The 18,156-nt window shown below is 45.1% G+C and carries 18 protein-coding genes and 3 tRNA genes; 9 read left to right on the forward strand and 12 right to left on the reverse strand.

What is annotated here, in order from left to right; all coding sequences use genetic code 11:
* Positions 1 to 6: 6 nt before the first annotated feature.
* The 3 genes from H3V12_RS10120 (at position 7) to H3V12_RS10130 (ending at position 2,540) form a co-directional block, all read left to right on the forward strand.
* Positions 7 to 83: transfer RNA gene (locus H3V12_RS10120), tRNA-Met, on the forward strand.
* 1,233 nt (positions 84 to 1,316) lie between these two features.
* Complete coding sequence (locus tag H3V12_RS10125; protein WP_198214566.1) at positions 1,317 to 1,667, forward strand: MmcQ/YjbR family DNA-binding protein; 351 nt, start codon at positions 1,317 to 1,319, stop codon at positions 1,665 to 1,667.
* A 444-nt stretch (positions 1,668 to 2,111) separates the two neighbouring features.
* Complete coding sequence (locus tag H3V12_RS10130; protein ID WP_075915077.1) at positions 2,112 to 2,540, forward strand: DUF3995 domain-containing protein; 429 nt, start codon at positions 2,112 to 2,114, stop codon at positions 2,538 to 2,540.
* A 986-nt stretch (positions 2,541 to 3,526) separates the two neighbouring features.
* Here H3V12_RS10130 and H3V12_RS10135 read toward each other — a convergent pair.
* A tRNA-Phe gene (locus H3V12_RS10135) sits at positions 3,527 to 3,602 on the reverse strand.
* A 163-nt stretch (positions 3,603 to 3,765) separates the two neighbouring features.
* Here H3V12_RS10135 and H3V12_RS10140 point away from each other — a divergent pair.
* A tRNA-Glu gene (locus tag H3V12_RS10140) sits at positions 3,766 to 3,840 on the forward strand.
* A 161-nt stretch (positions 3,841 to 4,001) separates the two neighbouring features.
* Here the strand turns inward: H3V12_RS10140 and ureG are convergent.
* From ureG to H3V12_RS10185, 9 genes are all read right to left on the reverse strand, one after another.
* Entirely contained in the window at positions 4,002 to 4,628 is a 627-nt protein-coding gene (gene ureG / locus H3V12_RS10145) for an urease accessory protein UreG (RefSeq protein WP_198214567.1), read from the reverse strand.
* The gene (locus tag H3V12_RS10150) at positions 4,625 to 5,284 is read right to left on the reverse strand and encodes an urease accessory protein UreF (RefSeq protein ID WP_198214568.1); all 660 of its coding nucleotides are present in this window, start codon (positions 5,282 to 5,284) and stop codon (positions 4,625 to 4,627) included. Before H3V12_RS10150 ends, ureG begins: the two co-directional genes overlap by 4 nt.
* Positions 5,284 to 5,748: an urease accessory protein UreE gene (locus tag H3V12_RS10155; RefSeq protein ID WP_198214569.1), complete on the reverse strand. Its 465-nt coding sequence runs from the start codon at positions 5,746 to 5,748 to the stop codon at positions 5,284 to 5,286. The genes H3V12_RS10150 and H3V12_RS10155 overlap by 1 nt, the downstream gene beginning before the upstream one ends.
* Before the next feature lie 7 nt (positions 5,749 to 5,755).
* Positions 5,756 to 7,465, reverse strand: a complete 1,710-nt coding sequence (gene ureC / locus H3V12_RS10160) for an urease subunit alpha (protein ID WP_198214570.1) — start codon at positions 7,463 to 7,465, stop codon at positions 5,756 to 5,758.
* Positions 7,465 to 7,770: an urease subunit beta gene (locus H3V12_RS10165; protein ID WP_198214571.1), complete on the reverse strand. Its 306-nt coding sequence runs from the start codon at positions 7,768 to 7,770 to the stop codon at positions 7,465 to 7,467. The genes ureC and H3V12_RS10165 overlap by 1 nt, the downstream gene beginning before the upstream one ends.
* Before the next feature lie 46 nt (positions 7,771 to 7,816).
* On the reverse strand, positions 7,817 to 8,419 hold the full coding sequence (locus H3V12_RS10170; RefSeq protein ID WP_210326827.1) for a HupE/UreJ family protein: 603 nt from the start codon (positions 8,417 to 8,419) through the stop codon (positions 7,817 to 7,819).
* A gap of 43 nt (positions 8,420 to 8,462) precedes the next feature.
* Entirely contained in the window at positions 8,463 to 8,765 is a 303-nt protein-coding gene (locus tag H3V12_RS10175) for an urease subunit gamma (protein WP_198214572.1), read from the reverse strand.
* A gap of 13 nt (positions 8,766 to 8,778) precedes the next feature.
* Positions 8,779 to 9,603, reverse strand: a complete 825-nt coding sequence (locus H3V12_RS10180) for an urease accessory protein UreD (protein WP_198214573.1) — start codon at positions 9,601 to 9,603, stop codon at positions 8,779 to 8,781.
* A 121-nt stretch (positions 9,604 to 9,724) separates the two neighbouring features.
* Positions 9,725 to 10,162, reverse strand: a complete 438-nt coding sequence (locus H3V12_RS10185) for a hypothetical protein (RefSeq protein ID WP_198214574.1) — start codon at positions 10,160 to 10,162, stop codon at positions 9,725 to 9,727.
* A gap of 106 nt (positions 10,163 to 10,268) precedes the next feature.
* Here H3V12_RS10185 and H3V12_RS10190 point away from each other — a divergent pair, with 106 nt between their 5' ends.
* The 5 genes from H3V12_RS10190 to H3V12_RS10210 all read left to right on the forward strand — a co-directional run bounded on the left by H3V12_RS10190 (position 10,269) and on the right by H3V12_RS10210 (position 14,638).
* A complete protein-coding gene (locus tag H3V12_RS10190) occupies positions 10,269 to 10,754 on the forward strand; it encodes an NAD(P)H-binding protein (protein WP_198214575.1) in 486 nt (161 codons plus the stop codon).
* The gene (locus H3V12_RS10195; RefSeq protein WP_198214576.1) at positions 10,703 to 11,044 is read left to right on the forward strand and encodes a hypothetical protein; all 342 of its coding nucleotides are present in this window, start codon (positions 10,703 to 10,705) and stop codon (positions 11,042 to 11,044) included. Before H3V12_RS10190 ends, H3V12_RS10195 begins: the two co-directional genes overlap by 52 nt.
* A 200-nt stretch (positions 11,045 to 11,244) precedes the next feature.
* Positions 11,245 to 12,408, forward strand: coding sequence for a phosphoserine transaminase (locus H3V12_RS10200; protein WP_198214577.1), 1,164 nt, complete (start codon positions 11,245 to 11,247; stop codon positions 12,406 to 12,408).
* A gap of 75 nt (positions 12,409 to 12,483) precedes the next feature.
* Entirely contained in the window at positions 12,484 to 14,088 is a 1,605-nt protein-coding gene (serA, locus tag H3V12_RS10205) for a phosphoglycerate dehydrogenase (protein WP_198214578.1), read from the forward strand.
* A gap of 25 nt (positions 14,089 to 14,113) precedes the next feature.
* Complete coding sequence (locus H3V12_RS10210; protein WP_246787556.1) at positions 14,114 to 14,638, forward strand: GNAT family N-acetyltransferase; 525 nt, start codon at positions 14,114 to 14,116, stop codon at positions 14,636 to 14,638.
* Between the two features lie 842 nt (positions 14,639 to 15,480).
* Here H3V12_RS10210 and glpQ read toward each other — a convergent pair.
* Both glpQ and glpT read right to left on the reverse strand, forming a co-directional pair.
* Complete coding sequence (glpQ, locus tag H3V12_RS10215) at positions 15,481 to 16,551, reverse strand: glycerophosphodiester phosphodiesterase (RefSeq protein WP_198214580.1); 1,071 nt, start codon at positions 16,549 to 16,551, stop codon at positions 15,481 to 15,483.
* 49 nt (positions 16,552 to 16,600) lie between these two features.
* On the reverse strand, positions 16,601 to 17,947 hold the full coding sequence (gene glpT / locus H3V12_RS10220) for a glycerol-3-phosphate transporter (protein ID WP_075869248.1): 1,347 nt from the start codon (positions 17,945 to 17,947) through the stop codon (positions 16,601 to 16,603).
* Positions 17,948 to 18,156: the final 209 nt, after the last annotated feature.

The raw sequence follows: 18,156 nt of genomic DNA on the forward strand, positions 1-18,156 counted from the left end.
CCTTGGCGCGGGGTGGAGCAGCCCGGTAGCTCGTCAGGCTCATAACCTGAAGGCCGCAGGTTCAAATCCTGCCCCCGCAACCAATCCTTATCTTCCTATCTTTTTACTTACCTATTGATATCCGCTTTCTATAACCGGCAGGGGTGTTTTTGTTGGTTATGATTAAATGATAAGTTCAATGGTATCGATATTACCATCTTGAAACTTTAGCACCAAAAAAACACTGATAACGGTTAAAAGCTTTGTTAAAAAGATGGAGACATTTGATCTGCTGCTCTTATTGAATCAGCAATCAGTTTGTCGCTCTGATAGCATCCAAATGTTCGTTGTTTGGCGTTTGTGTAATGTAGAGCAGAAATAACGGCCGACTTGATGCTATCGCCCAAATATCAGTATGTCAAAACCGAAATCTAACTTCGGGAAAAAAGCTTCGTCACTTTCTATCGAAACGCACGTCAAAAAAATCCTGCTGAAACACCTCACATGACCATGAGGTAATTAAATTGCCTCCTTCAAAATGGCCGCGGATCGTTGGGGGCAAATGACACCAAGTCACCCGTTGTTGCTCGATAAATCGTGGTCTGGAAAAGCACGTCATCGCTAACGGCGTTTAAACTGGTCATCTCTGGTTTAAATGAGAGCTCTCTAGTGAGTCATTGGTCTCTTTGCCAACCGCTAAAATTGATTTGACACTTGGCGGTAAACAGAACGGTTTTAAGTGTCACCAAATTGGAATAGATAGCGGCTCATTGCCCGCCGGCTCCGTTTAACGCGTTCCCTGAGCGTCTCAGAGACAGTAAAAATTGCTAGCGGTTGCAATAGCAGCTTCTTTCTCGTCAATCGTTGCCGGCATGGTTTAATGATCGGGAAATATTGTCTCTAACACTATCCGATATTAATATGCGACAATAACCGCTCGCCATAGGAAATGAAGAGAGTTTCTAGACTTACTCAACGGAATTTCTAGGGAAATTGTTATCTGTTAAAGCCTCTCATAGAACTATGTTTTGCTAGATGCCTGAGTTAAACTATCTGCTGACCATTGGACGCGAAGTGAATCCAAGTGAATTTGCCCGAGTTAACAATCAGCGAACATGCGGTAATACGCGGTGAATCTTTGGGTAATTTCCATAATCGAAGGTTGTCCGTAGGGATATGTTGGATCATTTTACGTTTGAAATTATTGAGGCCGCTAATTGGAAAAAATAGATGAAAAAGAAGGCCCGTTCCTAAGAGTAGAACAATCGAGATATTAGCAGGTGGTTCCTTTAAAATAGGCTACGACGAAATGATATCGAAAACCGGAGTATTGGAAATTGAGAGAACAACTTATCGAGTATGTGAAATCAAAATACGATACGAAAGAAGAACATCCGTGGAGAAAATATCCTGATTACGTGGTCTTACGCCATAGAGATAATAAAAAATGGTATGCTCTCATAATGAATGTTCCAAAATACCGCTTGGGTCTGACGGGAAACGATGAAGTGGATGTTATCAACGTGAAATGCCCATCAGTCATGATAGGTAATTTACGTCAGTCAGCCGGCTATTTGCCCGCTTATCACATGAACAAGGATAGTTGGATCAGTATTGTTCTTGATGGAACCGTACCTATGAAAGAAATTTGCGATCTCATAGACCAAAGTTATTCTCTCACTCATTAAGTCGGATTTTACGGTAAAAATAGGGAAATTATTCCTGAGCTTTTTAAACCCTTCGGCCGTAATTGGTGCTTAAAAATATACTTTGAGCCCACCTCAAAAACTGTCTGAATTGAGAACAATAGAGACCAACCCTTTCCATTGAAATCTTTTCAATTCATTATATGCTTCAAATCTCCTGCTTGGAAACCCGCTCTCGTCTCGCCAAAGTAAGCTGATGGATGAACAAAAAGTTTTTTATGGCAGTCTTGTTGAGCAATTGTACAAAATGAAGGATTAGGAGCCACCTTTTGATTGCAGAATTCTGGTTGAAGGCTCGATGGCATTAGGCCATAATGAAGCTGTGAACCGCCTTTTGCGAAAGGAGCCTAACCGGCCAAATCCTTTTGCTACTTATCTCAAATTACTCTTCCAAAAATAAATTCCTTGAAAGGTTGGACCACCGCGATGTTCTATACCATTGTCCATTTAAGCACTGTCATTGTGCTTTTTTTGATTGCCTTGACACATTACTATTGGGTATTGAAACCCGATGCTGAACCATCATCAAAAGTAATTCCCTATATTGAGGGTGTCCCGGCTTTCCATGCAAGCAAATTAGGTACTTTTCTAGTTGCCTCGGCACTGTTGCTTGTTACATTGTTCGTAATGGAATTGGGAGCAGGGATTATCGGCTTGCTGCCAACTTATATATTAAAAATAGGTGGGACTTTGCTTGCAGCCGTTTTTATTGTCAGGGCAATTGGCGATTTTCGGCTTGTCGGTTTTACCAAGAAAATAAAAGATAGCACATTTGCTTACTATGACACGCGCTACTGGTCTCCACTATGTGCATTGATCGGCCTATCGCTGCTTTATATAACGTGGGGTTCCTGACAAAAGATGGCACGGTTTTTAAGCTGCAATCTGTTAGAAGATTGCAGGCTACATGCTTAAGCAGAAGAACAGTGATTTTGAAAAGTAGTTTATTGCCGGCTTATCACATGAACAAGGATAGTTGGATCACTATTGTTCTTGATGAAACAGTATCTATAAAAGAAATCTACGATCTCATAGACCAAAGTTATTCTCTCACTCATTAAGTCGGATTTTACGGTAAAAATAAGGAAACTTATTCCTCACGTTTTTAAACCCTTCAGGCGTAATTGGTGCTTAAAAATAAATCTTGAGCTTACTTAGGAGATTGGCTGAATTGAGAGCAGAATTATGGAAAACAAACGTTTTCAATGGCATATTGTCGGTCCATTGCATGGCTCAAATCTCTCGCCCAAAGAAAATTTAGCCGCTTTCGTCTCGCAAAAGTAGGCTTGTTGGTGAGACACGGAAAATTCCTAACTTAACAAATTGGCTGTGTCTGTTCGTTAGATTGACATTCGATAACTCATTTCGTTTTATAAGCTGCGTTCGAGCCAATGGCTGACAGAAAATGTGGGAGCAACGAGTGTTCGGCATTTAGAGGTCACCAAAAACATTTTATTGTTATTTTTAAAAAAGGCTTACGGCTCAATAAGATGGAATATTGTGGCAATCGAAATCAAGAGAACAGATTATCGAATATTTCAGATCAAAATATTGGACAAAACGTGAGGCTTGCAAATAAAGAGAGGGAAAAAGATTCCCATTAAAGGTGCGAGGATGAATGCGTTTCATATAAAAATTCCGGAGCCACAATAGTGCAATTGAAATCGATTTGGTTTGTGAAGCTGAAAAAAGCGTATCTTTTTATATAAAAAACAGATGATCAGCGATAATTAGCCGATGAGACAATTCAAAAGCGTCAGAACGATTGGAACGCTTTTCTATTCTCTTACTCAAGAGAATAATTAATAAAAACATTATGATAAAAAGGTGAAAAGTTGAGATGGTGCCCAGACGCGGAATTGAACCACGGACACGCGGATTTTCAGTCCGCTGCTCTACCAACTGAGCTATCTGGGCACGTCCGGTTTTTTAACCGGAGCGGTTGGGTTTATAACATTAAAATTTTGAGTGTCTAGCCTTCAAAACAAAAATATTCAAAATTTGCCCTGTTAAGTTCATTTTTTTGGGGATTTGGCATTGCTCTTTGAGTAAACAAGGCTTATTAGCGGCTCTACACCGTGCGCCTATCGTCTAGCGGTTAGGACGCCGCCCTCTCACGGCGGAAACAGGGGTTCAAGTCCCCTTAGGCGTACCAATTAATTTTCCCGAACATATTTCTCAGTGAAACTTTATAGAGAAATTCTGGCAAATATCTTTTTATCTTTGCAGAAGCTCTTTGACGCCATCAGCTTTGTTCATGTGAGAGTAAAATTTTTTAAGACGTGAAAAACGTTTTTCATGTGGGCGTTTGCTTATTTACCGGTTGAAGCCGCCCGCCTGTTCGATAAATCGAATAATGTCCTGAAGCCCTTCGCGGCGCAACATATCGGTGAATACAAAAGGCTTTTCGCCGCGCTGGATTTCGGCGTCATGTTTCATGATATCAAGATCGGCGTAAACATATGGGGCTAGATCTTTCTTGTTAATGATAAGCAAGTCGGAGCGGGTAATCGCCGGACCGCCTTTACGCGGAATTTTTTCGCCTTCTGCGACCGAAATGACATAAAGTGTCAAATCGGCAAGGTCGGGAGAAAATGTTGCTGCGAGATTGTCTCCGCCCGATTCGATAAATACCATATCAAGGTCAGGATGACGTTTAACCAGCTCGTCAATTGCTTGCAGATTGATCGTTGCATCCTCGCGAATAGCAGTGTGAGGGCAACCGCCTGTTTCCACGCCGATGATGCGGTCTTCCGGCAGTGCCTGAACGCGATTGAGAAACAGGGCATCTTCTTTTGTATAAATGTCGTTGGTAACAACGGCGACCGAGTAACGATCGCGCAAGGCCTTGCAAAGCATTTCCGTCAAAGTTGTTTTTCCGGACCCGACGGGGCCACCTATGCCGATACGTAATGGGCCGTTTGGTGAATATGAAGATGTCATGAGCGGAAAATCCTTGAATAGAGTGTTTCGTGGCGCATTGCCATGATGTCGGATATGAAACAGCTTGAACCGAGATCATCAAGTGTAAGCTTATCGCTGTTACCGGTGATAGCAAGAATTGTATTTTCGAGCTTTGCCATTATTTTGACCCCGTCGCTTTGACCAAGCGGAACAAGTCTGATTGCTGCCTGCACCAGATTTGACAGGAATGTGTGGAGATAGGCTGTCAGGACAGATGACAATGAAATTTCCAATTGGTGCCCGAGAATACCCACAGCAACCGGATAGGGAAGAGCTTTATAAATTTCTTTTGAAAAACTGGTTTGGGCAACTGCCCTACAAAAAGCACGGCCTTGTAAATCAATTTCCAGAAAGCGCTCTTTCGAGGCAGCGTTGGCATTGGCGATTTCAACTAAGTCAACAATGTTTTGTCCTTGATTGCTTGATCTCCAAGCTTCGGCGATCAAAACCACGTCATTATGGAGTGATCCGTGATTGGCAAGAGCATCAAGCCAATTAAACAAATCGTCGGCATTTTGAATAAAATTTTCATGGACTGCCTGTTCGAGACCATGGCTATAGGCAAAGCCTCCGACCGGAAAGACGGGTGAAAAAAGCGTCATCAAACGCAGTAAAGAGGCATCACCCTGCAACATTAATGATGGTGCCCCGCATGGTCGTGATAAGCTCCGTGGAGAGGTTGAAAAGGAGCTTCGATCTCTTTTATAGTTGCTCCTAAACCTTCAAGCATAGCGCGAATAACCGGATCGCGAGATAGAAGAATCGTATTTTCTTTAATTTCGACTGCTTGATGACGATTGCCCAAATGCCAGGCAAGTTGTGTAAGCTCCAGCGGTGTGTTCGCCGTTACAGAATAAAGCGGTTCGTTGGCTGCATGGATGAGAAAATATTCGCCGTTTTCTGCTTCAAGAACATCCCCTTCCAAGAGATGGACGGGTTCTTTCAGATCCACCATTATCATATCGCCATTCACAAAATGAAGTAATTTTCGGCGGATATGGCGCTCGTCATGGGAAAGTGACAACGCGCCTGAAGACGGCAAACCTTTGGCATTGGACGCCGGTATATATTTTGTTGATCGAAAAGTTTTATAGGACATTTAAACCTCAATAAAGGAAATAGCGTTGTGCCATCGGAAGTATTTTTGCCGGTTCGCATGTTAATAATTCACCATCTGCGCGCACTTCGTAGGTTTCAGGGTCGACGTCGATATGCGGCGTTGCAGAATTGAGTTTCATGGATTTTTTGGAAATAGTGCGGGTGTTTTTGACGGCAACAAGTTCCTTTTCAAGCCCGAGCTTTTCAGTGAGCCCATTGTTAATGGCGGCGATGCTGGTAAAGGTGACAGAGGTGTGTTTGACAGCCTTTCCGAAAGCGCCGAACATTGGCCGGAAGTGAACCGGTTGCGGTGTTGCAATTGATGCATTGGGGTCCCCCATTGGTGCCGCAACGATCATTCCGCCAAGCAAAACCATCTCCGGTTTTACACCGAAAAAGACTGGCGACCAGATGACAATATCGGCACGTTTGCCTGTCTCGATCGAACCGGTGACATGACCGATTCCTTGTGCAATGGCAGGATTGATTGTGTATTTTGCAATATAGCGTTTCACCCGCTCATTATCGTTGAACCCGCTATCTTTCCCCAAATAACCCCGTTGTTTTTTCATTTTATCGGCTGTTTGCCATGTGCGGATAATGACTTCGCCGACGCGTCCCATTGCCTGACTATCCGACGCGATAATAGAAAAGGCACCAATATCATGCAGGATATCTTCTGCGGCAATTGTTTCCTTACGTATACGGCTTTCGGCAAAAGCAACATCTTCTGGTATTTTTGCCGATAAGTGATGACAAACCATGAGCATATCGAGGTGCTCGGCAATGGTGTTTTCCGTATAGGGGCGTGTGGGGTTGGTGGAGGCAGGCAATACATTTTCAAACCCGCAAACACGGATAATATCGGGAGCATGGCCACCGCCGGCACCTTCTGTATGAAAGGCGTGGATTGTCCGGCCTTTGAATGCCGCGATTGTATCTTCGACAAACCCCGCTTCATTCAAGGTATCGGTGTGGATCATCACCTGCACATCATAATCATCGGCAACGCTCAAGCAATTGTCGATTGCCGCCGGAGTCGACCCCCAATCTTCATGAAGTTTGAGCGAAGAAGCACCGGCATTGACCATTTCGATCAAAGCATCCGGTGAGGATGAATTGCCTTTACCGGCAAGACCGATATTCATTGGTAAACTGTCTACCGCCTGTATCATCCGTGCCAAATGCCAAGGTCCCGGTGTGCAGGTGGTCGCAAGCGTCCCGTGCGCGGGCCCTGTGCCACCGCCAAACATTGTTGTAACGCCGGAATAGAGCGCTTCGTTAACCTGTTGGGGGCATATGAAATGGATATGTGAATCAATTCCGCCGGCGGTTACAATTTTTCCCTCCGCTGCAATAATTTCGGTTGCAGGGCCAATGATGATGTCGACATTCGGCTGAATATCGGGATTGCCGGCTTTACCGATTTTTTCGATAATCCCGTCTTTCAAACCGATATCGGCTTTATAGATGCCGGTATAATCAACAATAAGGGCATTGGTGATAACTGTATCCATAGCCCCTTTTTCCCGTGAACACTGGCTTTGCCCCATGCCATCGCGGATAACTTTACCGCCACCGAATTTGACTTCCTCGCCATAAGTTGTCTTGTCATCTTCGACAGTTACGAAAAGGTCTGTATCGGCAAGGCGGATATGGTCGCCTGTTGTAGGCCCGAACATTTGCGCATAAGCCGCACGTGAAATTTTGTGGGTCATCAAAGATCCCCCTGAATTTTTGCACGAAAACCGAAGACACGCCGTTTTCCCGCTAATGGTATGAGGAAAACATCTTTTTCTTGTCCCGGTTCAAACCGGATAGCGGTACCAGCCGGAATATCAAGGCGCATTCCACGGGCTTTTTCACGGTCGAATTGAAGGGCAGAATTGGCTTCATAAAAATGATAATGCGAGCCCACTTGAATAGGGCGGTCACCACTATTGCCTACTTTAAGCTTTATTGCAGGACGGCCGGCATTCATTTCAATGTCGCCTTCTTTTGTGATGATTTCACCGGGAACCATAATGTTTCTTTCCGATTGTTAGAGCGGTTACTTTTGTCAGCATTATTTACGCAGAAAACGCCATATAAACGCCGACAAGAAGGGTAGCGATGCCTCCGATGCGGATGGCTTTTTTGCCGTTCAAGCGGCCAAAAATTTTACCGGCTCCCAAGCCGATTGCGATGCCTGTTGCATGAAGAAGTGCGGTTGCAAGAGAAAATCCGGCGGCGTAAGCATAAGCGCTAGCGCTTTCGAGTTCGCTGCCATGTGCATATCCGTGGAAAATTGCAAAGGCACCAACAACCAACATTGCCGGCATAACGGGAAGATGAATAGCCATAGCTGCAAAGAGCCCCATTGCAACGACCGAGGCAAGAATGACGGGTTCAACAAAAGGCAGTTCGACACCATTCAAAGCAAGCAAAAAGCCGAAAGCCATAAAGAGAACGAAACTTGCCGGAACTGCAACAATCGATTTTCCACCGAGTTGAGCTGCCCATAGGCCAACTGCAACCATCACCAGAATATGATCGAAACCGGTTAACGGGTGTAAAAAGCCGCTTGTAAAAGAGCTATGGTCATGTGGAACACCTGTAAGGTGGGCAAAAGCCGGTGTGGATGTAAAAATCATCAAACCTGAGATAAGTGTTGATCTTGACACGAGTTTCATGAGAGTTCCCCTCTTTATAGTTTTATTTTTCCAACTGTTGGGCTTAACGTATCGGATTGTGGACAGTGACAAGTTTTGTACCGTCGGGAAATGTTGCTTCAACCTGAATATCTTCAATCATTTCAGGGATGCCTTCCATGACCTGGTCGCGGCGCAATACATAAGCGCCTTGTTCCATGAGATCGGCAACGGTCCGACCATCGCGAGCGCCTTCGACAACAAAATCGCTGATGATGGCAACCGCTTCCGGATGATTGAGTTTGACACCCCGTTCGAGCCGTTTTCTTGCGACTATTGCAGCCATAGAGATCAACAATTTGTCTTTCTCTCTTTCGGTAAGTATCATTGTTCACCTTTACCTAAATTGACCAAAATTTCGGCACACCTGCCCCTTTTGTCAGCAGATTTACCAAAGGAACCAACCTTTTCTTCAGAAAATAGGAGTCCTTTTCTATAATCCTTGCAAGAAGCTTGCCATTCCACGCAGAGACCCCTCCGGATTGCCCGATAATCTCTCTCGCTGCCTCTTCTTTGCTTTGATAATCATCAGCAATGTAAAGAACACTGGCAATGGCCTGATTGCCGTTAAAAATTGCAGGACGGGCGAATTGTTGCACGATATCGCCAGCGATTTTAAAAGCTTCGAAATGGATAAGTTTATTGCCAAGGCGGATTTGCCAACGATCGTCAAGAGAACCGCTGTTGACCGTTTCACCCATCAATTTCCTACCGAAAACAAAACTTTCAACCATGAGGAGTTTTGCATTTTCTTCCATCTTGACAGTGATGTTGCGTTGGAGTGCGCCTTGATCAAAGAAAATCGTTTCCTGAGGCAGCCAGAAAAGCGTAGCGCCTGTCTTCAATTCGAGTGAAACGTCTATTTCAACGGGTTGTCCATCAAGCGAGCGGTATATTTTTTCCGCGGCTTGGGTGGTGATTGTTGCTTGTGTTTTTTCGCCGAGCTCGCATTTCCAGAAAAGCTTGTCTCCGCCGGTTGCGCCGCCGGCTGTATTGATTTGCACAGCCTCGAAATGTTTGTCCGGATAAAGCGGGAACCGCAGTTTTAATGATCCCGATTGATAAAGCTTTTCCAATGATGACCGTTGATCTTTATAGACCGTGCTGAACGAAGCGCAGCCTTCCATGCGCTGCATCACGGCTTTTTTTAAAGACGAATTTTGCAAATTATTTCCGCCCCCTAGTTTTTAAAAAACTAATGGTTTCTCTAACCGCTATATGACAGCAGTTTTTCTGTAAAACGCAATTTTTATCTTGAACTTGAAGTGACCAACTTGTTGAAAACAGCTATTTGGAAATAACCTCGGTTACATCATAAACTTTGGTCGCTTGTGCTTCGGGCGTATGCATCATGGTGACAACCCAATGGATGCGGCGCGTATTCAACGGTAAATCCATTGAAATTCCACCTCCTGTACTGTCGGCGCCAGGGTCGGAAAAACCATAAGGATCGCGTCCGTAATTAATGCCGAAAGTTGGTATTTTTGAAGTCTGGGCACCTTCGGATGTGTCATTGATTGTAAAATAACGATAGCCGCGGCGTTCTGCCGTAAAAGCGGCACGCCTCAGGACATCGGCCGGAATGCCAACTTCATTTGTCGGGCGGGTGTTAAACTCGTAAACATTATCCGGTGATTTGAGCTTGGGAACCGATTGGCAACCACTTAAAAACAAAAGCGGAATTATCATAAGGCTTAAGCTTTTTATCCAATGCAATTGTTTCATCCTGCACCTGTCCCGTTTTAAAGCTCATCATAGTTTCATTAGTTCTTCCCGACAAGAATGATTATCGTCATTTGATGGCTAACGGCTTTCGAAAGAAAGGTGAATCATGTTTGTCGTGATGGGCGGAACCTGCCATATCGATTCCGAACTCACAAAAAATCTGCTTCTTTCGAGGAGGGATGTGACAGTGGTGACCCGTTCTGGAAAACGTGCTGAAAACCTTGTCAAGCTTGGTGCGCAACTGGCGGAAATCGATAGTTCTGACCACCGCTCGTTAAATAAGGTTTTGAAACAGGCAAGCGGTGTTCATATCCTTAATCCCCCTGCCAATCCTGTTCATGATGTCGATGTTGAAGAGCGCCGAACAATCGCAGCGATTACGCGCGCGCTCGAAAACACGAATCTTAAAAAAGTCATTGTGCAGTCGACTTATAGTGCTCAGGAAGGTGACCATATCGGAGATTTAGGAAGCCTTTATTTATTGGAGGTGAAGGTTAAAGAGATTTATCCGGAAGCGCTTATTGTTCGGGCAGCGTTTATATGTCCAATTGGGATTTTGCACTTAATGGGATTGCCGAAAAAGGATGTCTGACCATCATTTATCTCTCGCATTCTATCATTCCGATGGTCGCTCCCCGCGATATTGCCGATTATTTGACAGGGCTTGTTGAACGCGGAAAGGCCGGCATTCATTATATTGAAGGGCCGGAACGTTACACGGTTCAAGATGTCGCGTCCGCCTTTGAAGCGGCACTCGGAAAGCCCATAAAGCTCGAAGGAGTGAACAGGGAAGATATTGAAAAATATTATCTTTCTTTGAGATTGTTCGAAAACAAGTGCAATGTCTTTTACTCGAATGGCGCTAAAGACAATAAGAGGTAATTGGCCGCCTTTGAATAAAACGCTGAGAGGAAAAATAACACTTCAACAATACATTGAAAAACTTTGTCTAAAACCCACTTAGGCTAAATAATTTGTGATAATCTATTTTTTTACTTGTATTGATAGAAGCTTTCGGATAACCACGTGAGCGGGCCACCTCTTCCCAACGAGAGGCGAGCTATCTGAAAGGGTAGATTAATATGACAAATTTAGACGAGCCGGGCGTGCGCCCGAACAATCCCAATTTCTCTTCTGGTCCCTGTGCAAAGCGTCCCGGTTGGACGGTTGAAGCGCTTGCTGATGCGCCGGTTGGCCGTTCACATCGTGCAAAAATTGGTAAAGCCAAGCTGGCAGAGGCAATCAATCTTACCCGCGAAGTGCTGGAAGTTCCTGCAAATTATCGTATCGGCATTGTTCCCGCATCCGATACCGGTGCTGTTGAAATGGCACTGTGGTCGCTCCTTGGAGCACGCGGGGTTGACATGCTCGCATGGGAAAGCTTCGGTTCCGGCTGGGTTACAGATGTTGTCAAACAATTGAAATTGACCGATGTGCGCAAGTTGGAAGCGCCTTACGGTGAATTACCGGATTTGACCAAAGTCGATTTTGATCGTGATGTTGTTTTTACATGGAATGGAACAACCTCCGGTGTGCGCGTTCCTAATGCCGATTTTATTCCGGCTGATCGTAAGGGACTTACGATTTGCGACGCAACATCCGCAGCATTTGCACAAAATCTCGATTTCTCGAAACTCGATGTTGTAACATTCTCCTGGCAAAAAGTGCTGGGTGGCGAGGGTGCCCACGGTGTGCTTATTCTTGGGCCACGCGCGGTGGAACGTCTTGAAACCTACACGCCGGCATGGCCGTTGCCAAAAATTTTCCGCATGACAAAAGGTGGAAAACTCAATGAAGGTATTTTCGAGGGCGCAACAATCAATACGCCGTCTATGCTTTGTGTTGAAGATTACCTTGATGCATTGAAATGGGCAAAGTCGATTGGTGGCTTGAAAACACTCATGAAACGGGCTGACGAGAACTTTGCTGTTCTGGACAAATTCGTTGCAAAAACTTCGTGGATCGAATTTTTGGCCACAGATCCGGCAACCCGCTCGAATACTTCCGTCTGCTTCAGAATTGTTGATCCTGCAGTGGTTAAACTCGATGCCGACAAGCAGGCAGCATTTGCCAAGGCTATTGTCAATCGTCTGGAAAAAGCCGGTGTCGCCCATGACATAGGGGCCTATCGCGATGCACCGTCAGGTTTGCGCATCTGGGCAGGTGCCACGATTGAAGCTCGCGACCTTCAGGCATTGACGGAATGGCTCGACTGGGCTTTCAAGGCTGAAAAAGCAGCTCTTTAAAAATTAAGATTCCCTTGTAGCGGCTTGTTTCAAGGCCGCTCATTCCCCCATTTTACAAAATTTTTGGAGGCCATAATGGCACCTCGTGTACTTGTATCTGATAAACTATCCCCGACGGCTGTCCAGATTTTCAAAGATCGCGGCGTTGAGGTCGATTTCAAACCGGAACTCGGTAAAGACAAAGAAAAGCTTCTCGAAGTTATTGGTCAATATGATGGTTTGGCAATCCGTTCCGCAACCAAGGTAACGGAAAAACTAATTGCTGCCGCGAAAAACCTGAAAGTTGTCGGTCGTGCCGGTATCGGTGTTGACAATGTTGATATTCCGGCCGCTTCACGGCGCGGTATTATTGTCATGAATACGCCATTCGGCAATTCGATAACAACCGCAGAACATGCCATTGCATTGATGTTTGCTGTTGCTCGCGAATTGCCAGCTGCCGATAAATCGACCAAGGCTGGCAAATGGGAAAAAAGCCGCTTTATGGGTGTTGAAATCACCGGCAAAACTCTTGGTATTATCGGCTGTGGCAATATCGGTTCGATTGTCGCAACCCGCGGTGTCGGATTGAAAATGAAAGTGATTGCTTATGACCCGTTCCTCTCGGATGCCCGAGCCAAAGAACTTGGTGTCGAAAAGGTCGAATTGGACGATCTGTTGAAGCGCGCCGATTTCATTACTTTGCATACACCGCTTACCGATAAGACCCGCCATATCATCAATGCAGAAACGATTGCCAAGATGAAAAATGGCGTAAGACTTATCAATTGTGCACGCGGTGCGCTGGTTGTCGAAAAAGACCTCGTTGACGCTTTGAAGTCGGGCAAAATTGCAGGTGCAGCGGTCGACGTTTATGAAGTCGAGCCACCGGCTGCCGATGATCCGCTCTTTAGCCTTGATAATGTTGTTTGCACACCGCACCTTGGTGCCTCGACAACCGAGGCGCAGGAAAACGTTGCCATTCAGGTTGCCGAACAGATGTCGGATTATCTCATCAACGGTGCTGTCAGCAATGCAATCAATATGCCGTCGATTACGGCAGAAGAAGCACCGCGCTTGAAGCCGTTTGTCAAACTTGCCGAAGTTCTCGGTGCATTTGTTGGCCAATCGACCGAGGAAGACATCAAGGAAGTCGAAATTCTGTTTGATGGTTCAACGGCTGCCATGAATACGCGCGCGCTTATCAGTGCCGCATTGGCCGGTCTCATTCGCCCACAACTTGCCGATGTCAACATGGTATCGGCACCGGTTCTCGTTAAAGAGCGCGGTATTATTCTTTCTGAAGTCAAGCGCGATAAATCCGGTATTTTTGACGGTTATATCAAACTGACGGTCAAAACATCGAAGCGCACCCGTTCCATTGCCGGAACCTGCTTTGTTGACGGCAAACCGCGCTTTATCCAGATCAAGGGTATCAATCTTGATGCCGAGGTCGGCCCGCATATGCTTTATATCACCAACACCGACACACCGGGAATTATCGGTACAATCGGTACGATTTGCGGAAAATCCGGCGTGAATATTGCAAACTTCGCTTTGGGACGTAATGAACCGGGTGGTGACGCAATCGCGCTTCTTTATCTTGATGCACGTATTCCCGATCAAGTGCTTGATGAATTGCGCAAGATAAAGGGTATCAAACACACTCAACCTCTGGAATTCGATGTCGCTAACGGTTGATCGAACCGTGAAATATTGGCGTCCAATGAAACAAAGCGATCTGGCAGATGTCTGCCGGATCGCTTCACTTTGTCATCCGGATTTTCCGGAAGAGGATGCAGTGCTCGAAGAAAAGTTTAATCTTTCTCCTTCGTCCTGCTTTGTATTTTCCGACGGAAATCCTGCCTCCGGAAACATTTCAGATAAAAGTTCAGTCTCCGGAACAAGCGCAATCTATGGTTATTGCCTTGCCCATCCGTTCAGAGTGAATTCCATTCCTGCTCTTGATCGCCTGCTGCATAAACTTCCGGAAAAATGTGATACGCTCTACATTCACGATCTTGCTTTATTGCCTGAAGCGCAAGGCGGGGGAAATGGCAAAAAAGCGGTGGAGCTGCTGTTCAATGTAGCCAAGCGGAAAAAACTCGAAACACTTTCTCTTGTTTCTGTTCATGGATCACAACCTTTTTGGCAAAAGAACGGATTTAAACCGGCGGAAGTTTCAGAAATATTGAAACAGAAATTGCTGACTTATAGCGAAGACGCCCGCTACATGGTGCATCGACGCTGAAGTTGCAAATGATGCCGATTTTCAGCTTTATCAGTCCCGTCTCGTCGGTCCTGTCAACCAAGTCCATTCTTTCAAATCAATATCATTTTTTACCGATGTTCTTGTATTAAAATTTTAAAAATAATTATTTGTCGAGTTCTTTATATATCGGAATGAAATGGAATTTCTGATTTATTTTAACCGTGTCCTGTTTCGGCTTTTTATTTTTAAAAATTCAATTTTGATTATATTTTAAAATAATCTATTTAACTGTCCGAAAATTTCAAAATATCATAGGGTTCATCCATCCATTCTTTGAGCTTTCTTTTTGCGGAAAACGATTGGTCGTTACTAATTGCGTTTTCGCTCGCTAACAAAGAAAAATGATGAGTTCACACATGGAAACAGCATGCGTTGTTCGCATTTTCGATAACATATTTGATTTTTTGAAGAGTAAAATTATCTTAATTCTTGATAGAGAAAAAATAAAAGAAATATCGCTTTTAAAGCATCTTTTATCTGAAGTTATCTGATCGATGTAAGAAATCACGAATTGAAATTTTTGTAGCGTAAAAGGTTATTGTTTATGAAACGCTTTGAAATGACAAAAGCGCGTGCACCCGCACGACCGTCCATTTCAGGATTGGTGTTAAGAAAAGTGTGATAGATTTAACAAACGCTCCAACGGTTATGCAACAACCGTTATCCGGAACAGTGGAGCTAGATGAAACGCGTGTAAGAGAATTCAAAATCAGGAACAAATGGGATGGGCGTTTCAAATCTTTTGATAATCATAACAAAAAGATATTTGATTAAGTGAGGATTTCCCATAGTTTTACGGGAAATCCTTTCTTTTATAAACATCACGGATGTGAATGGAGATAGCTTACCGCTTTATCAGGAAAGTCGGTGAACAATCCGTCGACATCGGCTTGCCGATACAACGCATCGTAAAGCTCGTTTACATCTTTTGCGTAAGGTGGCAACTGGTCGGCTCTTACTGTGAAAGGATGAACTTCTAGTTGATGCTCATGCGCTTCCTTGACCATTCCGTTTATGATTATATGTCCGTTGGTAGAACTATCGGCTATCAACATATGATAATCGGGGCCAATACCATCGGCATATTGCGCAATTTTCTCCATGGCACCGGGTTCCAACATCCAGTCATAGCTGTAGTTTACCCATTTACCATCGGGCTGTTGCTCTTCGGTCTCATTCCATTTTGTGTAGGCGATGAGCTGCACCAGCTTCAAATCCATGCCCATTTTTGGCTCAAGTTCGTTGCGAATACGTTTCAACTCGTTGGCATCAAAACATTGGAGATAAATTTTGTCAGATTTTTTGGCATAACCGTATTTTTTTAAAACTTCCAAAACGCGCGTGGCTATATCCTTGCCTTCCTGATGATGAAACCAGGGCGCTTTGATTTCGGGATAGAGACCGATGTTTTTTCCGGTAGAATGATTAAGTCCCTGAATGAATTCGATTTCTTCCTCGAAAGTGTGAACCCGAAAATCGGATTTTCCCATCGGAAAACGGCCCGGAAAAGTTTGCACTTTCTTGCCGTTTTCGACCGTGAAACCTTCGCTGAATTTCAGTGATTTGATTTCAGCCAATGTGAAATCGATCGCATAATAACGTCCATCCTTACGGGCGCGGTCGGGAAAACGGTCCGCAACGTCTGTTACGCGATCAAGGTAATGATCATGTAAGACCACCAACTGGTCATCCTTTGTCATGACCAGATCCTGCTCAAGATAATCTGCACCTTGCGCAAAAGCCATTGCTTTTGCCGGCAGCGTATGTTCGGGCAGGTAACCGCTGGCTCCGCGGTGTGCAATAACAACTTTGTCATCGGCGTTGGCGGTGGTGCTGAAGGTTGCCCCCATCAGCACCAGTCCGGCCATCAACATGCCTAATAGTGTTTTCATAATGCACTTACTTTCTGTGACAGACGCCACTTTATCGGATTAACGCCGATCAGTGTGCCTGCTCTTTAGCATGCTGCTTGCGTTCGCCAATCATTTCGATTGCAAGAAGGATGACAGCTACGACACCACCACCGATCATGAGAAGGAAACCACCGTTCCAGCCGAAATAGTCGACGGTGTAGCCAACGATTGCGCTTGCAGCAACCGAACCACCGAGGTAACCGAAAAGACCGGTAAAGCCGGCCGCAGTACCGGCCGCTTTCTTTGGTGCCAATTCGAGAGCATGAAGACCGATCAGCATAACAGGACCGTAGATCAAAAAGCCGATAACGATCATGCAGATCATGTCGATATTGGGGTGGCCTTGCGGGTTAAGCCAGTAAATAACAGTGGCAATGGTCACCAATGTCATGAAGAAAACGCCGGTTGCACCACGATTGCCCTTGAATACCTTATCGGACATCCAGCCGCACAGAAGAGTGCCGGGGATACCTGCATATTCATAGAAGAAATAAGCCCATGACGATTGGTCGACTGCAAAGTGCTTGACTTCTTTCAAGTAAGTCGGTGACCAATCAAGAACGCCATAGCGCAGCAGATAAACAAAAACATTGGCAAAAGCGATATACCAGAGCAGCTTGTTCGGCAAAACATATTGGGTGAAGATCTGCTTGGTCGTAAGCTCGACTTCGTTCTTTTCCGAATAGTTTTCAGGATAATCGTTTTTATATTCTTCAATTGGCGGCAAACCGCAAGATTGCGGTGTATCGCGCATCATTGCAAAGGCAAAAATGGCAACCAGAATGGCGGCAAAAGCCGGCATATAAAAGGCTGCATGCCAATCGTTAAACCATGCCATACCAAGCATGAACAGGATCGGAGGCAGACCACCACCGACATTGTGGGCGCAGTTCCACAAAGAAACGATACTGCCACGTTCTTTTTGTGACCACCAGTGCACCATTGTGCGCCCGCATGGAGGCCACCCCATTCCCTGGAACCAGCCGCAAATGAACAGCAGCACGAACATGACAGCAATGCTGGATGTTGCCCACGGAACAAAGCCCATAATCAGCATGACAACTGCCGCAAGAATCAAACCGACAGGCAGGAAAACACGCGGATTAGAACGGTCGGATACCGCCCCCATAATGAATTTTGAAAAACCGTAAGCGATAGAGACAGCCGATAAGGCAAACCCCAAATCACCACGGGTAAAGCCTTGCTCGACCAGAGAAGGCATTGCCAAAGCAAAGTTTTTACGTACGAGATAATAGGCGGCGTAACCGAAGAATATCCCTAGGAAAATCTGCCAACGCAGACGACGATAAAGCGGGTCGATTTCCGCTTCGGGGACACGCGGCTTATTCGGCGCGTGTTTAAAAATGTTTAGCATGAACTGCCTCCCATAGATATCGACAGAACGCAACCTGAAAAACTATGGCGTCTCATGTTCACGCAGGCAAATCCCCCACCGGATGGACAGGAAAACGTCGCACAGATGTTACATTCCAATGACAATGTGATCCAATTTGTGCACAGTAACACGTTATATTTTCTTTGTGAGTTCAATTAATTTCAATATTGAACAATCCACAATTAATT

Origin of the sequence: Bartonella sp. W8167 (genome assembly GCF_016100335.1) — a bacterium.
Classification (GTDB): domain Bacteria; phylum Pseudomonadota; class Alphaproteobacteria; order Rhizobiales; family Rhizobiaceae; genus Bartonella; species Bartonella apis.

Coding starts and splice junctions, on each gene's coding strand:
- H3V12_RS10195 (WP_198214576.1), top strand. CDS start 10,703: ATGTCCAATTGGGATTTTGCACTTAATGGGATTGCCGAAAAAGGATGT.
- H3V12_RS10165 (WP_198214571.1), bottom strand. CDS start 7,770: ATGGTTCCCGGTGAAATCATCACAAAAGAAGGCGACATTGAAATGAAT.
- serA (WP_198214578.1), top strand. CDS start 12,484: ATGGCACCTCGTGTACTTGTATCTGATAAACTATCCCCGACGGCTGTC.
- H3V12_RS10175 (WP_198214572.1), bottom strand. CDS start 8,765: ATGATACTTACCGAAAGAGAGAAAGACAAATTGTTGATCTCTATGGCT.
- H3V12_RS10210 (WP_246787556.1), top strand. CDS start 14,114: ATGAAACAAAGCGATCTGGCAGATGTCTGCCGGATCGCTTCACTTTGT.
- H3V12_RS10200 (WP_198214577.1), top strand. CDS start 11,245: ATGACAAATTTAGACGAGCCGGGCGTGCGCCCGAACAATCCCAATTTC.
- ureG (WP_198214567.1), bottom strand. CDS start 4,628: ATGACATCTTCATATTCACCAAACGGCCCATTACGTATCGGCATAGGT.
- glpQ (WP_198214580.1), bottom strand. CDS start 16,551: ATGAAAACACTATTAGGCATGTTGATGGCCGGACTGGTGCTGATGGGG.
- H3V12_RS10130 (WP_075915077.1), top strand. CDS start 2,112: ATGTTCTATACCATTGTCCATTTAAGCACTGTCATTGTGCTTTTTTTG.
- H3V12_RS10185 (WP_198214574.1), bottom strand. CDS start 10,162: ATGAAACAATTGCATTGGATAAAAAGCTTAAGCCTTATGATAATTCCG.
- ureC (WP_198214570.1), bottom strand. CDS start 7,465: ATGACCCACAAAATTTCACGTGCGGCTTATGCGCAAATGTTCGGGCCT.
- glpT (WP_075869248.1), bottom strand. CDS start 17,947: ATGCTAAACATTTTTAAACACGCGCCGAATAAGCCGCGTGTCCCCGAA.
- H3V12_RS10150 (WP_198214568.1), bottom strand. CDS start 5,284: ATGTTGCAGGGTGATGCCTCTTTACTGCGTTTGATGACGCTTTTTTCA.
- H3V12_RS10155 (WP_198214569.1), bottom strand. CDS start 5,748: ATGTCCTATAAAACTTTTCGATCAACAAAATATATACCGGCGTCCAAT.
- H3V12_RS10170 (WP_210326827.1), bottom strand. CDS start 8,419: ATGAAACTCGTGTCAAGATCAACACTTATCTCAGGTTTGATGATTTTT.
- H3V12_RS10190 (WP_198214575.1), top strand. CDS start 10,269: ATGTTTGTCGTGATGGGCGGAACCTGCCATATCGATTCCGAACTCACA.